The organism is Antarctobacter heliothermus (assembly GCF_900188425.1).
Taxonomy (GTDB): Bacteria; Pseudomonadota; Alphaproteobacteria; order Rhodobacterales; family Rhodobacteraceae; genus Antarctobacter; species Antarctobacter heliothermus.
Genome location: NZ_FZON01000057.1, coordinates 12,185 through 27,524, shown reverse-complemented (window position 1 = coordinate 27,524; position 15,340 = coordinate 12,185). Strand labels below are relative to the sequence as shown.

Genomic DNA, 15,340 nt, shown 5'->3' with positions numbered 1-15,340 from the left:
GTGGCCAGTCTGCGCGCGTCGTTCACAAGATCAATTTCCGCGTGCTGCCGTTGCCGGGAACCGTGCTGATGCATGAGGGTCAGCGCTATATCGCGGTTGGCTCCGACCTGCACAAACGCCGCGACGGGCAAATTGTCCCGATCATCCTTTGGGAGAGCCACTGCGCGCTATGCGGTAGGCCATTCCAATGCTGGAGCGGTCTGCGATCGGGAACGCTGAATCGTCGCTGCCTCGATCACCGCGCGCCCGGCAAGGCGGTGGCTGGGGCCGGTCGCAAGCGAGTTGCCAAGCACCTCAGCAAGCACGGCAGGCGGAAGAAATCCTGAATTCATCCGACGACGGTGGCTCGTACCGCCAAGCACATGACCGCCGTCGTCTTCCACCCCCGCAGCCAACCCGAAAAGGAGACCACGATGGCTGAAGCGACTCTGACCACCAGGACGCATGAGGCAATCCCCGATCTGCCGCCTGCCTTACGCGCCGACCGCACCTTGCTCGCTCTCGATCTCGGCACGACCACTGGCTGGGCGCTGCGCGCTCCGGACGGCCTGATCACCAGCGGCACGGCGTCGTTCCGCAATGGCCGTTTCGACGGCGGCGGTATGCGCTATCTGCGCTTCACGAATTGGCTGGGCGAGTTGGAGCGGTTGTCCGGACCTATCGCCGCCATCTGGTTCGAGGAAGTCCGTCGCCATGCAGGCACTGACGCGGCCCACGTATATGGAGGCCTCATGGCGACGTTGACCGCATGGGCCGAGTTGCACAACGTGCCTTACGAGGGCGTGCCCGTCGGCACCATCAAGCGCTTCGCCACCGGCAAGGGCAACGCGAACAAGGACGCCATGATCGCCGCCGCCCGGGCGCGTGGCTTCACCCCGGCGGACGACAACGAAGCCGATGCCATCGCGATCCTGCTCTGGGCGCTGGAAACCCACGGAGGTGCGCAATGACCGGTATGCGCTTCACGCCGAAGGGCTTTGGCGGCCATCGTCGCCAGCCCGATGAGGTCAAACGCGACGGCTGGAAAGAACAAGGCCTGCTGGCCGTCGCCATTGACGATGACCGGTTGACCTGGCCGGAGCGGGAACTGGTGCGCCAGCTGGGCGAGCGTCTCTACGGCAAACGGGAACGGGAGATGCGCCATGGGTGAGTGGACAACCACACGGGTGGAGGACCGGCTGGAGAGCGCCGCCGACGTCTTCCGCACCTTGCCCGGCGTCATGCCGCAGGGCTTCTTCAATGCGTGGCCCGAGTATTTTCACAGCTTTGCCGACAAGGTCGGTCAGGAGCCGCAAATGCGTCACCCCCGGCCGGGCCCGCGCCAGATCACAGAAGCCGAGGAGGCGTTGCTCTGGTTGCGCTGGCTGGAACGGGATGACGCCCGGATCGTCTGGCTACGCGCCGAGCGCACCCCATGGAAACCGATCTGCTGGGAGATGGGACTGAGCCGGACAGCTGCGACCAAACGCTGGCAGTTCGGGCTCGCGGTAATCATTTGGCGTCTGCATGGCCGTGTGCCTCCCGCCCGGCGCTCGCAGCAGTTCGTGATTGAAAACGCAAATCGTCTGTCAAGAACAATCGTCCTGTGAGGAAATTTTCGGGTGTACATCGCAGGGCCTTACACATTTCGTCCAGGGGGTTAGAAAAGGGATATGCTCGGGAGAGGAGCGCGCAGGCAGAGGCCGCGCAGTTGGCTTCCGGGGTCCATCAAGGGGTCCAGCCGGGGTCCAATCCGCTAACTCATTGAATTTGTGGTTCCTTCCGGGCCACTTTCGTATGCTGGCGGGCGAAGCGCGGGACATCGCCAGCGTCAGGGCCGATTTTTTGGGAAGCCACCCCGGAAGCCGGAGTCCGGCTGATGGCGAGAAGAACCAATGGTCATTGGCGTTCGAGCGAACGGGAACGTGGACTCCGCGGTGGATCCGGAATCCGGCTGGAGTCCGGTGGATACGATCTTCGCGGAGTCCACCTTTGGGAAAGCAGAACAGAACCCCACGTGATGCCACGATGCGCTACGGTCGGACCGAGGAGACATGCACAAGATGGCAGGCGGACAGAAACACTGGGACGACGTCTACGGCGCGCGGTCGGAAGACGCACTGACATGGTTCGAAGCAACACCGGCGGTGTCGCTCGACCTGGTGCGCGACCATCTGCAACCCGGCGAGCCGTTCATCGACATCGGGGTCGGCGCGTCCCGGCTCGTCGATGTGCTGATTGACGAGGGTTTCGGCCCCCTCACGGTGCTGGATCTCTCCGCGGCCGCCTTGGCCGTCAGCCGGCAACGGCTCGGTCCAAGGGCCGACGACGTTGCGTGGATCGAGGCGGATATCACCACGTGGGAGCCCGACCGGTACTACGCGGTCTGGCACGACCGCGCGGTGTTCCACTTCCTGACCGCGGCCGAGGATCGTGCCAGTTACACACGCGCGCTGTCCGCCGCCTTGCGCCCGGGCGGGATCGCGATCATCGCGACTTTCGCCGATGACGGGCCCGAAAAGTGCTCGGGGTTGCCGATTGCGCGCTACGAGCCGGAGGATCTGGCGCGGGAACTCGCGCGCCTGCTGCCGGGCCAGTTCGAGACCATCGATGCCAGACGACACATGCACATCACGCCGAAGGGTAACCGGCAGAGCTTTCAGTACAGCGTGTTTCGGAAGGCGGTCCCCTGAGAGGAAAACCGTCGCCCCGGCGGGGGACGGCGGTCATCATTTTGCCGGGCATGGATGCTTCAGGCGGCGGGCAGTTTGTAGACGCGCCCTCGATCCTCGACCTTTTCGGAGGTGACGTCGAGGCTCAGCTTCTTTTTCAGCGCGCCGGACATCGCGCCTCGTACCGTATGCGACTGCCAGTTTGTAGCGGCCATGATCTCTTCGATAGTCGCGCCGTCTGGCGCGCGCAACATGGCGATCAGCGTTGCCTGCTTGGTGCCTTCGCGCGGGGTGCGCGCCTTGGGCGCGGGCTCCTCGGTCGGCGCGTCCGCCGCGCCCGCAGGCGCAGTGTTCGCGTCTGCGGACTCGATGCCGATGGCGGCGAGCCCTGCGTCTGTGGCGACCAGCGTGACGCCGTGGCCGTCGCCGGTCTCGCGCCAGACGGGCTCGCCCCTGCGCATGTCGGCGTCGACCTCTTCGAGGAAGCCTTTGGCGAGCATCGCGCCGACCACCTTGGCGGCGGCTCCGCCGCGCAGGCTCTCGGGCAGCGGCAGGGCAATGCGGTCCTCGTTCTGCGCCGCGCGCGACAGGATGATCGTCTGGGTATGGGAAAGCTTGGTCATGGGGTCGGCTCCGTGTTCGGACCGCGACCGTCGCGGTCTCCTACGACCCCAAGCCGCGCATCGGCGCGGCTGGAGTTCGGGCGTCGGCCCGAGGTCAGATCAGGCCGAGGTCTCGCAGCAGCGCTGCGGAGTCGGGCAGTCGGTCGGTGGCCACATCGATGGCGATCGTCATGCTGTCGGCGGCGAGGCGGGCCGGAATGTCGGCCTCCTCGCGGAGCGACGCTTCGATCTCGTCAAGGACCGCTGGTATGCGGCTGATGTCCCAAGGCTCGTTCAGGCTTTGAGTCGCGATGCGAATGGTGCTGGTTTCCATGGCGTTTGCTCCGGTCACTCGGCGTGCGCGCCTTCGCTGAAGGCGCTATCGGTGATGCGCTTCAGGAGGCTGGCGTAGTGCTCAAGGGTGCCGACATGGCCCCAGTTGATCTCGTCGGGGGAGACGTTGAAATGGTCGTCGTTCAGGCTTGCCAAGCGGGCCAGCATCTCGTCGATCTCGGCCTTCTTGCCGATGAAGGCGTTGAGCGCGGCCTCCTGATTCCGTGCAGCCGTTTCGGCGCGCAGCTGGTGGCGAGGCGTGGTCTGTGGGTTCAGGCGGGTCATCGTGGTGGCTCCAAAGTGAGTTGCATCATTTTCATGAGATCACGTTCGCTCCGGTGCGGAAGCTTATCAACTCAATAAGCACATGATATTGAATGATAATCGGAGCGCGCAATGGAGGGTCTGAGCGAGCGCCAATACGCCGCCCGCGTTGGCCTTTCGCGCGGGGCGATCCAGAAGGCCAAAGCGACAGGGCGGCTCGTTTTGCATGGCGACGGCAGCATCGACGCGGTGGCCAGCGATGCCCTTCGCGCCGAGGCGACCGATCCATCGAAAACCCGCAAGCCGCCGCAGCCGAGGCTCAAGCCCGTGCCCGAGGCGGCGGTCTCCGCTGTGGGCGAAACCCTGCGCGAACAGGGAATGGCAGCCCCGCCTGTCGGCAGCGGCACCACGTTTCTGCAGGCCAAGACGGCGAACGAAGTGCTGAAGGCGCAGGAACGCCGCATTCGGCTGCATAAGCTGAAAGGCGAGTTGATCGACCGGGCCCGCGCGTTGTCGCTTGTGTTCCGGCTGGCGCGGCAGGAGCGCGATGTCTGGGTCAACTGGCCCGCTCGTGCGTCTGCGTTGATGGCGGCCGATCTGGGCGTTGAGCCCGCAGCCATGCAGAAGGTTCTGGAGAAACATGTCCGTGCCCAACTCGACGATCTTGCAGAGATCAAACCTGATCTCCGGTGATGATGCCTTTGACTTCGACGGCGCTGCAGAAATCCTGCGTGCCTGGGGCGCGGGCCTCACGCCCGATCCGGACTTGACCGTGTCGGAATGGGCGGACCGGCACCGGATGCTCTCGGGGCGTGCATCGGCCGAACCGGGCCGGTATCGCACAGCACGCACGCCCTACATGGGCGAGATCATGGACCGGCTGTCGCCGGGCGACCCGACCCAGCGGATCGTCTTTATGAAGGCCGCGCAGGTCGGCGCGACCGAGGCAGGCAACAACTGGATCGGCTTTGCGATCCACCAGGCACCGGGCCCGATGCTGGCAGTCCAGCCAACTGTGGAACTGGCGAAACGCAACTCGCGGCAGCGAATCGATCCGCTGATCGACGAGAGTCCGGAATTGCGCGAGCGGGTCAAACCGGCGCGATCCCGCGACGCCGGGAATACCATGCTGTCCAAGGAGTTCGCGGGCGGCATCCTGATCATGACGGGGGCAAACTCGGCGGTCGGGCTGCGCTCGACGCCCGCGCGTTACATCTTCCTCGATGAGGTCGATGCCTATCCGGCCTCCGCTGACGACGAAGGCGATCCGGTCACGCTGGCCGAAGCGCGGTCGCTGACATTTGCCTATAGGCGCAAGGTGTTTTTGGTCTCAACCCCCACCATTCGGGAGCTGAGCCGGATCGAACGGGAATACGAGGCCAGCGATCAGCGCAGATATTTCGTGCCGTGCCCGCACTGCGGCCATGACCAATGGCTGAAGTTCGAGCGGCTGCGCTGGCAGAAGGGGCGGCCGGAGACAGCGGAGTATCACTGCGAGGGCTGTGAGACGCCAATCGCCGAGCACCACAAGACGGCAATGCTGGAGGCTGGCGAATGGCGCGCGACCGCAACGGCCGCCGATCCGGGCACCGTCGGCTATCACCTCTCGGCGCTCTATTCTCCGATTGGCTGGCTGAGCTGGGAGCGGATCGTGCGGGCGTGGGATGCGGCCCAAGGCTCGGACGAGGCAATCAAGGCGTTTCGCAACACGATCCTCGGCGAAACATGGGTCGAAACCGGCGAAGCACCGGACTGGCAGCGGCTCTATGACCGGCGCGAGCGCTGGAAACCGGGTATTGTCCCTGCGGGTGGGCTGTTCCTGACCGCCGGGGCCGATGTGCAGAAGGACCGGATCGAGGTCGATATCTGGGCCTGGGGCCGAGGGCTGGAAAGCTGGCTCGTCGATCACATCGTGATCGAGGGCGGGCCCGACCGGCATGAGGCTTGGGGTGATCTGACGGAGTTGCTTGGTCGGACCTGGCCGCACGAACGAGGCGCGCATCTGAAGATCGCGCGGCTTGCCATCGACACCGGCTACGAGGCCCCGGCGGTCTATGGCTGGTCGCGCGCCCAAGGCTTTGCGCAAGTCGCACCAGTCAAGGGCGTAGAAGGGTTCAATCGCGCGAGCCCGGTGTCGGGACCAACTTATGTGGACGCGACCGAAGGCGGCAAGCGGTTGCGCCGGGGTGCCCGGCTGTGGACCGTGGCGGTGTCGACTTTCAAGGCAGAGACCTATCGCTTCCTGCGGCTGGAACGGCCAACCGAGGAAGAACGGGCCGACGGCGCGGTATTCTCGCCCGGCACGGTGCATCTGCCTCATTGGGTCGAAAACGAATGGCTGAAGCAGTTCGTGGCCGAGCAACTGGTCACGGTGCGCACGAAGCGCGGCTTTGCCCGGCTCGAATGGCAGAAGCTGCGCGAGCGGAACGAGGCGCTGGACTGCCGGGTCTACGCACGCGCCGCCGCCTGGATTGCGGGCGCGGATCGCTGGACCGACGAGAAATGGCGCGACCTCGAGGATCAGCTTGGGGTCGCTGACGCCTCTGCGGATCCCGCGGGGCAGATCAACAGGCAAGCGCAGACATCACAGGGCAAACGCAGATCCGACTGGCTCGGGCGGCGCGGAGGATGGTTATAACATGGCAGATTGGACGGAAACCGAGCTTTCGGCGCTGCGCCGGGCCTATGCCAGCGGCACGACCCGGGTCAGCTATGACGGAAAATCCGTCGATTATGGCTCGGCCGAGGATCTGCTGGCCCGTATTCGCACGATCGAACGCGCTATCGCCGGAACGACACGGCCACTGCCGGTCGCTGGTCTCGCGGGCTTCTCGCGTGGGGATCGGTGATGTCTGTTAACTGGTTTGATCATGCGATTGCCTCGGTGGCACCGCGTACTGCGGCCCGCCGTGTTCTCGCCAGGCAGGCCTTCGAAACCCTGACGCGGGGATATGACGGCGCGGCCAAAGGGCGACGGACGGAGGGCTGGCGCGTGCCGGGATCCTCGGCCGACACCGAGATCGGCGTCGCGGGGGCGCTCTTGCGCGACCGGATGCGGGATCTGGTGCGCAACAACCCGCACGCGGCGAAGGCCGTGGCGGTGCTGGTCAACAACATCATCGGCGCGGGCATCATGCCGCGCGCCGCCAGCGGCGACGACACGCTCGACCGGAAAGTCGACGCGCTCTTCGAGCGCTGGACGGCGGACTGCGACGCCGACGGCCAACTGGACTTCTACGGTCTGCAGACGCTGATCTGCCGCGAAATGGTAGAGGCGGGCGAGGTCCTGGTGCGCCGGAGGCTACGCCGCGCGTCCGACGGTCTTCCCGTGCCACTGCAGTTGCAGGTGCTGGAGGCTGACTTCCTCGACGCCACGAAATCCGGCGCCCTCGGCGCGGGGCGGCTGGTGCAGGGGATCGAGTTCGACCCGGTCGGCAAGCGCCGGGCCTACTGGCTGCATGCCGAGCATCCGGGCGACGCCTATGGCGCCTTGCAGAACGGGTTGCAGAGCCGCCCGGTCCCGGCGACCGAGATCGCCCATATCTACGAGAAGCAGCGCACGCAGGCGCGCGGCGTGCCCTGGGGCGCGCCGGTGATCCGCAGCTTGCGCGACCTCGACGATTACGAGGTGGCCGAGCTGGTCCGCAAGAAGACCGAGGCCTGCGTCACCGCCATCGTCTTCGGCGACGACGAGGCGCAGCAGGGCATTGCACCGTCCGTGGTCGATGCCGATGGCAACCGGGTGGAACAGTTCGAGCCGGGGCTGATCGCCTATGCCCGCGGCGGCAAGGACATCCGGTTCAACCAGCCGTCGGCCACCGGCGGCTACGGCGAATACAAGCGCGCGAGCCTGCACACGATCTCGGCCGGGTTCCGGGTGCCCTACGAGCTGCTGACCGGCGATCTCAGCCAGGTGAACTATTCCTCGATCCGGGCGGGGCTGGTGGAGTTCCGCCGCCAGATCGACGCCGTGCAGTGGCAGTTGTTCATTCCGATGTTCTGCGCGCCGGTCTGGCGCTGGTTCACGGAAGCCGCGTGGGCTGCGGGTCAGATCCCGTCGCCGACCGTGCCGGTCGAATGGTCGCCGCCGAAGTTCGAGGCGGTCGATCCGCAGAAGGACGCGATGGCGAACCTGCTGTCGATCCGCTCGGGCACCATGACGCTGGCCGAGGTGATCGCCCGGCAGGGTCGGAACCCGGACGCCGTGCTGGCCGAGATCGCCGCGACGAACGCCAAGCTCGACGCGCTGGGGCTGGTGCTCGACAGCGATCCGCGCCGCGTTACCAAAACCGGGAGCGCGCAGACCAGCGATCCGACAACGGACCCAAATTCAAGCTAAAGCGAAACGCCCGTCATATCGATCAATGCAGTTCGAAAGGCTTCAGACGAACCTGCGCCACACCGCCCCCAATACTCGTGATCCGGTCGCTTCAGCGTTTTGGCGAACCCATGTTTCTCAGGGATTGTTCCGCCGCCATGATCGGCAACGAATATCCTTGAGAAATACCATTCACTGGAGCGACGGTTCAAACCCCCGACCTTCTGTCCGCGGAAATGAACCGTCATCTGAATCTTCAATGAAGCGCAGGTAAAATCGGGATGTTCGTGGATCTCGCGAAATAGTTTTGCAACCGGAATTGGCAGTTCGTTGATCGCGAGTTCAAGGCTGGATGGCATGAACGTCGTTTCCTCCCGATATGAACAGATGGCTTCCAGTTCAGTATATCGCGATGGGGAGATCGGTAAATGCAGTTCTGCTGTCCTTGCCAGTTATCCCTGAAATAACTCCGGCGCAGGCCGACCAATAGGACTGACCCCATGGACACGATGATCGAATTACCGGCCCTGCGCCGGTCGGCGGAGCTTGCGCCAAACTCAGCCGATACTGACGCCCGCACCGTCGAGGTGATCTGGTCGGCGGGCGCGCGTGTTCGCCGGTCGACCTTATTCGGCGAGCCCTATGACGAAGAGCTGAGCCTCGACCCGACCCATGTGCGGCTGGATCGTCTGAACGCAGGCGCGCCTTTCCTGAAGGTACATGAGATCGACACGCTGGATGCCGTGATCGGCTCTGTGGTGCCCGGCTCGGCCCGCGTCGAAAACGGTCGTGGCATCGCGCAGGTCCGGATCTCTGAACGTGCCGATGTGGAGCCGATCTGGCGCGACATTCAGGCCGGGCACATCCGCGCGGTCTCTATCGGCTATCAGGTCCACCGATTCGAGATCTCGAAACCCGAGGCCGCCCGCGAGCTTTGGCGCGCGGTGGACTGGACGCCTTTCGAGGTGTCCGCCGTGCCCGTTGGGGCAGATCCCGCCGCAGGCTTCCGCGCCCAATCCGACCTTGCAACTTGCGTCCTTCAGCGCCGGGACGTCCCACCCAACAACACAGGAGCCATCCCGATGATGGACAAATCCAACGCCCCGGTCGCAGAGGCCACAGACCAGCCCAGCGACATCAATGCTGCCGAGGAAACCACCATGCTTGAGCCGAAAACACCCGCACCCGATCCAAAGGTCGCCGCCAGCGAAACCCGCACCCAACCGAAGGCGCAGAAGCTCGACGCCCCCGTCGCGTTTGATACCGAAGCTGTCGCGACCCGCGCCCGCGAGACTGAACGCGACCGCGTCTCCACGATCTACGATCTGGCGGGCCGCCTGAACCTCGAGCGCAGCTTTGCCGAGGATCTGGTGAAGCGCGGCACGGATATCGGTGAGGCTCGCCGTCTGATCCTCGATCAGGTTGCCACCAAATCTGAGGAAACCCGAACCTTCGGCCATGTCTCCGTCCCGCTCGGCGGTCGGGACGAGCGCATCACCCGTCGCGACGCGGTGGCGAACGCGCTGCTGCACCGCTACAGCCCGACGCTTTTTCAGCTGGAGGACGCCGCCCGCCAGTACCGCGGCATGACGCTGCTGGAACTTGCCCGCGAAAGCCTCGGCAATGCAGGGGTCAACACGCGGGGGCTGTCGCGCGACGAAGTGGCGACGCGCGCGCTGCATTCGACCTCGGACTTCCCCGAGATCCTGTCGGCCGTCACCAACAAGACCCTTCGGCAGGCCTACGATGCCTATCCGCGCACCTTCATGCTGTTCTGCCGCCAGGTGCTCGCCACCGACTTCAAGGCGATGCACCGGGTGCAGCTCGGCGAGGCCCCGCAGCTGCTGGAGGTCGGCGAAAGCGGCGAGTTCAAGCGCGGGACGCTCGGCGAGAGCAAGGAGAGCTACAAGGTCAAGACCTATGGCCGGGTGGTCGCCATCACCCGCCAGACCCTGATCAACGACGATCTCGACGCCTTCACCCGCATCCCGGCGATGTACGGCAACTCCATCGCGCAGCTGGAATCCGACGTGGTCTGGGGTGTCATCACCGCCAACCCGGCGATGGCGGATGGCAACGCGCTGTTCCACACCACCCACAAGAACCTCGCAGGGACCGGCGCGGCGCTGGCCGTCGAGGCAGTCGGTGCGGCCCGCGCCGCCATGGCGAAACAGACGGGGCTCGACAAGAAAACGGTCCTGAACGTGCGGCCTGCCTTCCTGATCGTGCCCGCATCGCTCGAACTGAAGGCCGAGCAGATGGTCGCCCAGAACCTCGTGCCCGCAGCAACCTCCAACGTCGTGCCGCAATCGATCCGAACGCTGGCGCCGATCAGCGAGCCTCGGCTCGACGCGGTAAGCGAAACCGCCTGGTATCTGGCGGCCAGCCCGAACCAGATCGACACGATCGAGTACGCTTATCTGGAGGGCCAGCAGGGCGCGTACATCGAGACCCGCAACGGCTTCGACGTCGATGGGATCGAGATCAAGTGCCGCCTCGACTTCGGCGCCAAGGCCATCGACTGGCGCGGCCTCTATAAAAATCCGGGGGCGTAATCCGCTCCATCCCAGACATCTGAATTTTGACGGGCGGTCCAATCGGGCCGCCCTTTCTTGTTTGCGGGGATTGAAATGCTTCCAGGAAATTCGGTGCCGATCTGCGGCTTTCCGGGCTACCATGTCACGCCTGCAGGTCAGGTCTGGAGCACGAGGGGCAAAGACGGTTCTGTCGGCAAGAGGCCGGCAAGGGTTCTGAAGGGGTCGCTGTCGGATGGATATCCGCGCGTCACCCTGTGCATTGCCGGAAAACGAAAACGCCTGTTCGTGCATCGTCTTGTTGCCGAGACCTTCCTCGGCCCTTGCCCCGATGGCCTGGAGGTCGCCCATTTGAACGGCGACCGGCGTGACAGCCGACTGACCAATCTGCGCTACGTGACCCGTAGCGAAAACCACCTGCACAAGATCGGCCACGGCACGATGCCGATGGGAAACAGCCATCCCAATCGCTCGATCACTGAAAAGACGGCCCGACAGATCGGCGAGCGGCTCCGAGACGTCACGTCCTATAATCGCGTCGCGGAAGAATTTGGAACCACGCCGGGTGTCGTTTCTCAAATCGCGACGGGCCGAAACTGGCGGCACGTTTTCCCGAAAGACTGGAAACCCCCGGCGCGACGACGGCTGTCCAGACAACAGCGTGCGGAAATCCTGAACCTCGCGGCCGACGGCGAACGGCAGGTGGAGATCGCCGAACGGTTCGGCGTCACCCAATCGGCAATCAGCCATCTTCTGAAACAAACAGCACGGAGCTCAACCCATGGCTAAGAACTTCATTCAACCGGGTGGCACGATCACCCTGACCGCGCCCTATGCCGTTGCCTCCGGCGATGGGCTACTCGTCGGCTCCATCTTCGGCGTCGCCGCCGGGGATGCCGCCATCACCGAACCCGTCGAGACCGCGCTCGTCGGTGTCTTCGACCTCAAGAAGGTCGCGTCTCAGGCCTGGTCCGCCGGTGACAAGGTCTATTGGGACAACACCAACAAGGAGGCGACCAAGACCGCCACGGCGAACACGCTGATCGGCGTGGCCGTTGAGGCTGTCGCTGGCGGCGCGGGCGACGTGATCGGCCGGGTGCGCCTGAACGCGAGCTTCTGATGACAGCCTTCGCCGCCATTCTGGATGCGTTGTTCGCCGATCCCAATATCGGGCGAGAGGCAATCTACACCTCCGATGGCGGCGCGCCTGTGCTGGTGCGCGTTGTCTCCCGGCAGGCTGATGCGATCAGTGATTTCGGCGATGCGCGGCTCTGGTCGGAAACGACCCGGATCGACCTGCGTGTCGCTGAGGTTCCGGCCCCGCGTCCGGGCGACCGTTTGGAAATGGGCGGCGAAGCCTTCCTCATTCAGGGCGAACCCGTCCGCGATCGCGAGCGGCTGGTCTGGACCGTGGATCTGAGGCCTGCGTGAAGCTGAAACTCGACATCGATCCGGACATCGTCGCCATGATGGCTGCCGAGGTCGCGGCGGGCGAACGCGCGGTGACGGCCGCCATGCGCGAGGCCGGGACCGGGCTGAAGAGCGCCTGGCGCACGCAGATCACTGGCGCGGGTCTGGGTCGGCGGCTCGCCAACTCGATCCGCAACCAGAACTTTCCGCGGTCGGGCGAAAGCCTCGATGCGGCGGCGCTGGTCTGGTCCAAAGCCCCGGTGATTGTCGGTGCTCACGACACCGGCCCGCTGATCCGCTCGAAAGATGGATTCTGGCTGGCGATCCCGCTGCCCGCCGCAGGCAAATCCACACGCGGTGGCCGGATCACCCCCGGCGAATGGGAGCGTCGGCGCGGACTGCGTCTGCGGTTCGTCTATCGCCGAACAGGCCCGAGATGGAGTGGTTGCCGCCCTCCCCAGACGGCATCGCAATGTGCCAAGGTAGTGGTGTTCAAGGCCACACAAAAGAGAGGACGGCGAGATGAAGGATATGATGATCGGGGTTGATCTGGCAAAGAATGTTTTTCAGGCCCACGGCGCGCTGCTGACGGGGGAGGTTCAGTTCCGCAAGAAGCTTACGCGACAGCATTTCACCGCGTTCATGGCCCAGCAGGCTCCCTGCCTGGTCATTTTCGAAGCCTGTGGTGGGGCTCACTACTGGGCGCGTGAGATGGAAGCGCTTGGCCACGAGGTGAAGCTGATTGCGCCACAGTACGTTCGCCCGTTCGTCAAGCGCCAGAAAAATGATGCTGCCGACGCTGAGGCGATCGTGATCGCGGCCCGCCAGCCAGAGATGCGCTTCGTGGAGCCTAAGTCGGTTGAGCAGCAGTCTTGCGCGGCGGTGTTCCGCGGCCGGGAGCGGCTGGTCCATCAGCGCACCGCGGATGTAAACGCCTTGCGGGCCCTGCTGTACGAGCATGGCCACGTGTTTCCCGTCGGAATGCGTTACCTCGATCGCATTACAGCGCTTGTGGACGAAGAGACCTCCGGCTTGCCCGCGCTGATCCGGGAGGAGTGCCAGGACCTGCTGGCGCAGATTGCAGAGAAAACGGCGCGTGTCACCGAGCGCACAGCGAAACTCAAGGCGCTGGCCTCCCAGTCGGACCGGGCGCGTCGGCTGCAGACCATGCCGGGTGTTGGACCGATGACTGCCGTCGCGGTGGAAGCGTTCGGACCTGATATGGCGCAGTTCAAGACAGGGCGCGACTATGCAGCTTGGTTGGGGCTTGTGCCCAGGCAGCATTCCTCTGGAGGCAAGGAGCGCTTGGGGCGGATGACCAAGGCCGGCCAGGCCGACATCCGACGCCTGCTGATCATTGGTGCAATGTCGCGATTGGGTTGGCTTGGGCGGCGCACAATTGCAGAGGGCAGCTGGCTGTCACGCATGTTGGCGCGCAAACCCAAGATGTTGGCCGCGATCGCGCTGGCCAACAAGATGGCCCGGCAGATGTGGGCGATGCTGACGAAGAACGAGGACTACAGGGATCCGGCGCTGGCAGTCGCGGCATGATGCGCATGTCGAACCGCTAGCAACGGTGCCAAGGGGGTGTGAGAAGACGACGACCTGAATGGGCGAAATGATCGAACAGATCCGGATTAGGAAAACCAGTAGCAGGCTACGAGCCAACAGCTCGCGTCCGAGATTTGGACCCGATCCGCTGATCACCATCCCGGCCCGCGGCTTCTGGAAATGCCGCATCAAGAGGCCTCACAGAAGACCGCACTCGATCACGCGCCTATAGGATCAAAAACTTCTTGCACCACGGGCGGCAACCACAGAAGCCTGCTGGTGGCGGAGGGGCGGCTGAATACCAAGGGCCAAGCGGTGGTGTCGCGCTCCAAGACCGGGCGCGGAAAGGTCACCGCGCCGATCTTCCTGCTGGTGCCTCAGGTCAAGTTGCCGAAGCGGCTAGACCTCGCGCGGGATGCGGAGCGCGCCGTGGATGGTGTTCCGGGGTTGATCGTGGCGAACTGGATCGACAAGCGGGGGATCTAATGGGAGTGTATGGTTGGCCTTTCCTAGAAGATGGAAGCTCAAGTTTTCGTGGGAGCGATCAGATGGTCCGATCAATATTTGTATTCTACGTTTCGCTATCACCGGCAGCCTCGGTCTACGCTTACTATGTAGCACGAAATGTCGAGATCAGAGTTAGTGAGTCTGAAGCGCGATTGTTTATCCTAGTTCTGTGCTCGCTGATCACGATAGCAATGCTGCGAACCCTCTTCCATCTAATCCGTTTGCCTGAGAAGGGGGTGGCCTTCCCGCTTTATGTTTTGGGAGTAACTTCTTGTGTCGGGATGCCGTTTGTTTTCGCGGCCGTATACCGCATCTTTGAGAGAACCGGTTTGTGCATTAATGGATTCTCTGGAGGCTACGATGATCTTCATTTCTCCTACGTTACTCTTACAACACTGGGGTATGGTGACCTCACGCCTGTAGATCATTGCAGAATATTTTCCGCAATCGAATCCATTATTGGTTACTTTTGTCTCGGAATTTTAGTGTCGGTTGGGTTGAGCATTTACTTGGAGGAGTCCGAAAAGGCCAAGGCCGAAAGGCAGAGTGAGCTTAATAAGCATATGGACGAAATGTTTGAGCGGCACTGGAAACAAATCAAATCCGACACATCGCAAGACGGCGGCGGTGTTTCGGGAAAGGACTAATGCTTAAAACGCCTATGCATTTTTCATATGTCCGGGTGATAACCCTTTCATTCAAACAAAGTGCGCGTTGATGCCTACACCCCGCGAAACCATCCTCGCCGCGCTGAACGCGCGGCTCTCGGCGCTTCCCGCCACCGCTTTGCGCAGCGAGGTGCTGCCCGAGCGCGTCCCGGCCGATGGATTACTGATCCTGCGCGACGGCGAGCCGGGGGAGCCGGAGGTGACGTTTTCGCCGCTGCGTTATCACTACCAGCACCGCGCCGAGATCGAGGCGGTGGTTCAGGGCGCCGACCGTGATGCCGCCTTCGACACGCTGACCGCCAGCATTGGCACGGCGCTCGCCGCCGACCGCACGCTGAGCGGGCTCTGTGACTGGGTAGAGGCAGAAGCGCCGCGCCCGGTCGACTTGGCCGTAGAGGGCGCGGCGAGCCTGAAGGCGGCGACCATCGCGGTGGTGCTGCACTACGCGACGGACGACCCGCTGAGCTGAGCGCGGCGTCCACGGCAACCGGGCGACCTCCCC

Annotated in this window: 21 protein-coding genes and 1 pseudogene; 18 read left to right on the top strand and 4 right to left on the bottom strand. The window is 64.0% G+C overall.

Going from position 1 to position 15,340, the window contains the following annotated elements; genetic code table 11:
* The 5 genes from CHB90_RS26640 to CHB90_RS21125 all read left to right on the top strand — a co-directional run.
* Positions 1-326, top strand: a 326-nt coding sequence (locus tag CHB90_RS26640; RefSeq protein WP_170941138.1) for a hypothetical protein, incomplete at its 5' end; no start/stop codon positions are given.
* Positions 327-413: 87 nt separating this feature from the next.
* On the top strand, positions 414-950 hold the full coding sequence (locus CHB90_RS21140) for a crossover junction endodeoxyribonuclease RuvC (RefSeq protein WP_245823325.1): 537 nt from the start codon (positions 414-416) through the stop codon (positions 948-950).
* On the top strand, positions 947-1,150 hold the full coding sequence (locus CHB90_RS21135; protein WP_089279807.1) for a hypothetical protein: 204 nt from the start codon (positions 947-949) through the stop codon (positions 1,148-1,150). The genes CHB90_RS21140 and CHB90_RS21135 overlap by 4 nt, the downstream gene beginning before the upstream one ends.
* Entirely contained in the window at positions 1,143-1,589 is a 447-nt protein-coding gene (locus CHB90_RS21130; protein WP_089279806.1) for a DUF6362 family protein, read from the top strand. Before CHB90_RS21135 ends, CHB90_RS21130 begins: the two co-directional genes overlap by 8 nt.
* Positions 1,590-2,033: 444 nt before the next feature.
* Complete coding sequence (locus CHB90_RS21125; protein ID WP_212591627.1) at positions 2,034-2,672, top strand: class I SAM-dependent methyltransferase; 639 nt, start codon at positions 2,034-2,036, stop codon at positions 2,670-2,672.
* Positions 2,673-2,731: 59 nt separating this feature from the next.
* Here the strand turns inward: CHB90_RS21125 and CHB90_RS21120 are convergent, their stop codons facing one another.
* From CHB90_RS21120 to CHB90_RS21110, 3 genes are all read right to left on the bottom strand, one after another.
* On the bottom strand, positions 2,732-3,274 hold the full coding sequence (locus CHB90_RS21120) for a DUF3489 domain-containing protein (RefSeq protein WP_089279805.1): 543 nt from the start codon (positions 3,272-3,274) through the stop codon (positions 2,732-2,734).
* Positions 3,275-3,368: 94 nt separating this feature from the next.
* The gene (locus CHB90_RS21115) at positions 3,369-3,587 is read right to left on the bottom strand and encodes a hypothetical protein (RefSeq protein ID WP_089279804.1); all 219 of its coding nucleotides are present in this window, start codon (positions 3,585-3,587) and stop codon (positions 3,369-3,371) included.
* Positions 3,588-3,601: 14 nt separating this feature from the next.
* Positions 3,602-3,871 (bottom strand): hypothetical protein, encoded by a 270-nt coding sequence (locus CHB90_RS21110; RefSeq protein ID WP_089279803.1) that lies wholly within the window; start codon positions 3,869-3,871, stop codon positions 3,602-3,604.
* A gap of 111 nt (positions 3,872-3,982) precedes the next feature.
* Between CHB90_RS21110 and CHB90_RS21105 the strand changes: the two genes are divergently transcribed.
* Genes CHB90_RS21105 through CHB90_RS21090 form a run of 4 tightly spaced genes read left to right on the top strand, consistent with a single transcriptional unit; the run spans position 3,983 to position 8,189 of the window.
* A complete protein-coding gene (locus CHB90_RS21105) occupies positions 3,983-4,543 on the top strand; it encodes a hypothetical protein (protein WP_089279802.1) in 561 nt (186 codons plus the stop codon).
* The gene (locus tag CHB90_RS21100) at positions 4,491-6,488 is read left to right on the top strand and encodes a phage terminase large subunit family protein (protein WP_170941137.1); all 1,998 of its coding nucleotides are present in this window, start codon (positions 4,491-4,493) and stop codon (positions 6,486-6,488) included. The genes CHB90_RS21105 and CHB90_RS21100 overlap by 53 nt, the downstream gene beginning before the upstream one ends.
* 1 nt (position 6,489) lies before the next feature.
* Complete coding sequence (locus tag CHB90_RS21095) at positions 6,490-6,699, top strand: phage head-tail joining protein (protein ID WP_028031038.1); 210 nt, start codon at positions 6,490-6,492, stop codon at positions 6,697-6,699.
* Positions 6,699-8,189, top strand: coding sequence for a phage portal protein (locus CHB90_RS21090; protein ID WP_089279801.1), 1,491 nt, complete (start codon positions 6,699-6,701; stop codon positions 8,187-8,189). The genes CHB90_RS21095 and CHB90_RS21090 overlap by 1 nt, the downstream gene beginning before the upstream one ends.
* On the opposite strand, the gene CHB90_RS21085 is transcribed toward CHB90_RS21090, so the two are convergent.
* The gene (locus CHB90_RS21085) at positions 8,186-8,527 is read right to left on the bottom strand and encodes a hypothetical protein (RefSeq protein ID WP_089279800.1); all 342 of its coding nucleotides are present in this window, start codon (positions 8,525-8,527) and stop codon (positions 8,186-8,188) included. The genes CHB90_RS21090 and CHB90_RS21085 overlap by 4 nt on opposite strands.
* A 141-nt stretch (positions 8,528-8,668) precedes the next feature.
* Between CHB90_RS21085 and CHB90_RS21080 the strand changes: the two genes are divergently transcribed.
* The 9 genes and pseudogenes from CHB90_RS21080 (at position 8,669) to CHB90_RS21040 (ending at position 15,307) form a co-directional block, all read left to right on the top strand.
* Positions 8,669-10,723: a prohead protease/major capsid protein fusion protein gene (locus CHB90_RS21080; protein WP_089279799.1), complete on the top strand. Its 2,055-nt coding sequence runs from the start codon at positions 8,669-8,671 to the stop codon at positions 10,721-10,723.
* 75 nt (positions 10,724-10,798) lie between these two features.
* On the top strand, positions 10,799-11,491 hold the full coding sequence (locus CHB90_RS21075) for an HNH endonuclease (RefSeq protein ID WP_141135940.1): 693 nt from the start codon (positions 10,799-10,801) through the stop codon (positions 11,489-11,491).
* Entirely contained in the window at positions 11,484-11,822 is a 339-nt protein-coding gene (locus CHB90_RS21070; RefSeq protein WP_089279797.1) for a DUF2190 family protein, read from the top strand. Before CHB90_RS21075 ends, CHB90_RS21070 begins: the two co-directional genes overlap by 8 nt.
* Positions 11,822-12,133 carry a head-tail joining protein gene (locus CHB90_RS21065; RefSeq protein WP_089279796.1) on the top strand — a complete coding sequence of 104 codons (312 nt, stop codon included), beginning with the start codon at positions 11,822-11,824 and terminating at the stop codon, positions 12,131-12,133. Before CHB90_RS21070 ends, CHB90_RS21065 begins: the two co-directional genes overlap by 1 nt.
* Positions 12,130-12,660 carry a DUF6441 family protein gene (locus tag CHB90_RS21060; RefSeq protein ID WP_245823324.1) on the top strand — a complete coding sequence of 177 codons (531 nt, stop codon included), beginning with the start codon at positions 12,130-12,132 and terminating at the stop codon, positions 12,658-12,660. Before CHB90_RS21065 ends, CHB90_RS21060 begins: the two co-directional genes overlap by 4 nt.
* Positions 12,635-13,663, top strand: coding sequence for an IS110 family RNA-guided transposase (locus tag CHB90_RS21055; RefSeq protein ID WP_089279795.1), 1,029 nt, complete (start codon positions 12,635-12,637; stop codon positions 13,661-13,663). Before CHB90_RS21060 ends, CHB90_RS21055 begins: the two co-directional genes overlap by 26 nt.
* 270 nt (positions 13,664-13,933) lie before the next feature.
* Positions 13,934-14,149: pseudogene (locus tag CHB90_RS21050) on the top strand (DUF6441 family protein); the annotation flags it as partial.
* Positions 14,150-14,406: 257 nt separating this feature from the next.
* Positions 14,407-14,817, top strand: a complete 411-nt coding sequence (locus tag CHB90_RS27110) for a potassium channel family protein (RefSeq protein ID WP_170941136.1) — start codon at positions 14,407-14,409, stop codon at positions 14,815-14,817.
* A 70-nt stretch (positions 14,818-14,887) separates the two neighbouring features.
* The gene (locus CHB90_RS21040; RefSeq protein WP_089279793.1) at positions 14,888-15,307 is read left to right on the top strand and encodes an acyl-CoA transferase; all 420 of its coding nucleotides are present in this window, start codon (positions 14,888-14,890) and stop codon (positions 15,305-15,307) included.
* Positions 15,308-15,340 lie beyond the last annotated feature (33 nt).

Bases quoted from the DNA above. Each gene is read 5' to 3' on its own strand.
- CHB90_RS21070 (WP_089279797.1), top strand. From the start codon at position 11,484: ATGGCTAAGAACTTCATTCAACCGGGTGGCACGATCACCCTGACCGCG.
- CHB90_RS21065 (WP_089279796.1), top strand. From the start codon at position 11,822: ATGACAGCCTTCGCCGCCATTCTGGATGCGTTGTTCGCCGATCCCAAT.
- CHB90_RS21080 (WP_089279799.1), top strand. From the start codon at position 8,669: ATGGACACGATGATCGAATTACCGGCCCTGCGCCGGTCGGCGGAGCTT.
- CHB90_RS21075 (WP_141135940.1), top strand. From the start codon at position 10,799: ATGCTTCCAGGAAATTCGGTGCCGATCTGCGGCTTTCCGGGCTACCAT.
- CHB90_RS21095 (WP_028031038.1), top strand. From the start codon at position 6,490: ATGGCAGATTGGACGGAAACCGAGCTTTCGGCGCTGCGCCGGGCCTAT.
- CHB90_RS21135 (WP_089279807.1), top strand. From the start codon at position 947: ATGACCGGTATGCGCTTCACGCCGAAGGGCTTTGGCGGCCATCGTCGC.
- CHB90_RS21040 (WP_089279793.1), top strand. From the start codon at position 14,888: ATGCCTACACCCCGCGAAACCATCCTCGCCGCGCTGAACGCGCGGCTC.
- CHB90_RS21120 (WP_089279805.1), bottom strand. From the start codon at position 3,274: ATGACCAAGCTTTCCCATACCCAGACGATCATCCTGTCGCGCGCGGCG.
- CHB90_RS21110 (WP_089279803.1), bottom strand. From the start codon at position 3,871: ATGACCCGCCTGAACCCACAGACCACGCCTCGCCACCAGCTGCGCGCC.
- CHB90_RS21085 (WP_089279800.1), bottom strand. From the start codon at position 8,527: ATGCCATCCAGCCTTGAACTCGCGATCAACGAACTGCCAATTCCGGTT.
- CHB90_RS21090 (WP_089279801.1), top strand. From the start codon at position 6,699: ATGTCTGTTAACTGGTTTGATCATGCGATTGCCTCGGTGGCACCGCGT.
- CHB90_RS21055 (WP_089279795.1), top strand. From the start codon at position 12,635: ATGAAGGATATGATGATCGGGGTTGATCTGGCAAAGAATGTTTTTCAG.
- CHB90_RS21105 (WP_089279802.1), top strand. From the start codon at position 3,983: ATGGAGGGTCTGAGCGAGCGCCAATACGCCGCCCGCGTTGGCCTTTCG.
- CHB90_RS21100 (WP_170941137.1), top strand. From the start codon at position 4,491: ATGTCCGTGCCCAACTCGACGATCTTGCAGAGATCAAACCTGATCTCC.
- CHB90_RS21130 (WP_089279806.1), top strand. From the start codon at position 1,143: ATGGGTGAGTGGACAACCACACGGGTGGAGGACCGGCTGGAGAGCGCC.
- CHB90_RS21115 (WP_089279804.1), bottom strand. From the start codon at position 3,587: ATGGAAACCAGCACCATTCGCATCGCGACTCAAAGCCTGAACGAGCCT.
- CHB90_RS21125 (WP_212591627.1), top strand. From the start codon at position 2,034: ATGCACAAGATGGCAGGCGGACAGAAACACTGGGACGACGTCTACGGC.
- CHB90_RS21140 (WP_245823325.1), top strand. From the start codon at position 414: ATGGCTGAAGCGACTCTGACCACCAGGACGCATGAGGCAATCCCCGAT.